Source organism: Nitrosovibrio tenuis, assembly GCF_900109785.1.
In the GTDB taxonomy this organism is placed as follows: Bacteria; Pseudomonadota; Gammaproteobacteria; order Burkholderiales; family Nitrosomonadaceae; genus Nitrosospira; species Nitrosospira tenuis_A.
Genome location: NZ_FOBH01000028.1, coordinates 1 through 2,227 on the forward strand (window position 1 = coordinate 1; position 2,227 = coordinate 2,227).

The 2,227-nt window shown below is 58.1% G+C and carries 2 protein-coding genes; both read right to left on the minus strand.

The features are described 5' to 3' along the window. Positions 1-7 precede the first annotated feature (7 nt). The gene (locus tag BMX00_RS14220) at positions 8-1,441 is read right to left on the minus strand and encodes an undecaprenyl-phosphate glucose phosphotransferase (protein WP_090829681.1); all 1,434 of its coding nucleotides are present in this window, start codon (positions 1,439-1,441) and stop codon (positions 8-10) included. After that, the coding region (epsA, locus tag BMX00_RS14225; protein ID WP_245728104.1) for an XrtB/PEP-CTERM-associated transcriptional regulator EpsA at positions 1,434-2,227 on the minus strand (794 nt) is incomplete at its 5' end. The genes epsA and BMX00_RS14220, both read right to left, overlap by 8 nt.

Genomic DNA, 2,227 nt, shown 5'->3' on the forward strand with positions numbered 1-2,227 from the left:
ATGAAGCTCAGTAAGCTGCGCGGTCCTTGAGGACCACGAGTATGGTTTTCAGGATGATGTGCAGATCGAGCCGCAGCGACCAGTTGCGCAGGTAATCGAGGTCATGGTCGATGCGCGCCTGCATCTTGTCGAGGGTACGCGTTTCGCCGCGGTAGCCGTTGACCTGTGCCCATCCTGTAATTCCGGGCTTGACTTTGTGTCGAATCATATAACCTTTTATCAGGTTGCGGTAGATTTCATTGTGCGCCACGGCATGCGGCCTGGGGCCCACGATGCTCATGCGTCCCTGCAGGACATTGACAAACTGGGGCAGCTCGTCGAGCGAATTCTGGCGTAGGAACGCGCCGATGGGAGTGATGCGGCTGTCTCCCTTTTGCGCCTGGCGGATGGTCTCGCCATCTTCACAGACGCGCATCGAGCGGAATTTATAGACGAGGATTTCCTCGCCATCCAGGCCGTAGCGGCGCTGTTTGAAAATGATGGGACCGGGCGAATTCATTTTTATGGCGATGGCGATGAGCAGCAGAAGCGGAGCGATCAACGTCAGGATGAGCAGGGACAGGATGATATCGCTGGCGCGCTTGATGAAGCCGTTGGAGCCGGTGAAAGGCGATTCGCACACCGAGATGACCGGCATGCCGCAGACGGTTCCGCTGCGGCCCTGGATAAGATCGGTGATGAACATGTCGGGCACGAAGTAGATCGAGGCCGTGGTGTCTTTCAGTTCGTCCAGCACATGGAGGATGCGCGGCTGCGAGGCCATCGGCAGCGACAGATAAATGAACTGGATGCGGTTTTCCTTGACGAAGTGGGGCAACTCGCGCAGCCTGCCGAGCAACTGGCCGTGCTGGGTCTCCTGTGTGGCCGCCTCATGCAGCCGGTCCTGGCTGCGGTCATCGAAAAAGCCGGACAGCTCGATCCTGGAATAGCGCGTTCCGTGAATGCGGCTGGCGAGCGCAATCCCCTGCTCGTTCATGCCTACGATAATGGCGCGCTGCGCCGGTCCTTGCAGCATCAAAAGGTAAGGCGCGGCAGCGCGCAGCGCAAGATGGGCTCCAATCTGGCTCATGGGTGCAGCCCACAGCCAGGTCATGAGCGCGTGGCTGGAGAATTCGGCAATATAGCCTGTGGCAAAGCCGAGAAAGAACAGCAGCAAGGCTACCCAGAACCAGCTGTAGAGAACGTCGAAGACCAGCCGCTTGATCGAAAATTGCAGCCTGGATGCGCCTGGGAAGGTGATCGAAAATACGATCACCCCCAGGATCAGGTAGGGTGGCAGCGGCTGTCCTTCAATGCCCGCACTCACCAGCCAGAGTGAGAGTGTGAGCATCGCCGGGTCAAGAATGCTCTCCACGGCGCTGAGCATGTTGTTGCCCAGCGGCCCCTGTGTATGGCTTGCGGAAACCGTTGAAGCGGAAAATGTCGGATTGGCTTCAGCCATGGCTGGCGCCGCGCTCTATTTTGGAGACGGCTTGCATCCTGTTGTAGACGTCAAGTTTGCGGAAAATCTGATGCAGGTGATTTTTTACAGTGTAGGAGCTGATGCATAGAATGCTGCCTATCTCGGCATTGGTTTTGCCCATCCTGACCCAGTCCATGATTTCGCTTTCGCGCTCGCTCAGCCCAAAGTCTTCGCCATCCGGCGAGTCGCAAAGGCGCGGCGCCTGGTGGCACGGCAAGGGTGCAACACGGCGCAGGGCGTTGTCAAGATAAGGCAGCAGAACTTCCATGGCGCTGAGCGTGGAATGGTTGAACCCCTCGCTGGAGCTGAAAATCACGTACAGGCAATCATGATGCCCGCGCTTGTCGCTGATGCCGTGCAGGAGCGATGAGTGCATGCCCTGCAAAGCCTTGCCAAAGGAACATTGCAAACCGCTGCCTGTGCGCAGCATGCATGATTCGCCCATGCCCGATTCGCGCATGCCCGAGGCAACCGGCATTCTGCCCAGCTCGACCCAGCGATTATAGAGTTCCCGCAGCAGCGGCGAAAGACCCGCCGGCTCCAGATAGGCTGTCCTGACTCCGGGCAGGGCGGATACGATGTCGTAATGGGTGAAACCCGAGCGTGCATCACCCCAGGCCGCCAGCATGATCTCATGGGGAAGATAATGCTGTATCTCCCCCTGCAACCATCTCAACAGATCAAAATGACGCCGCACCGCTATCCCTTCCTGAATGATCCGGAAGTAACGCTGGAGATGCTCGGCAGAAAGCGAGGAGAAGAAAC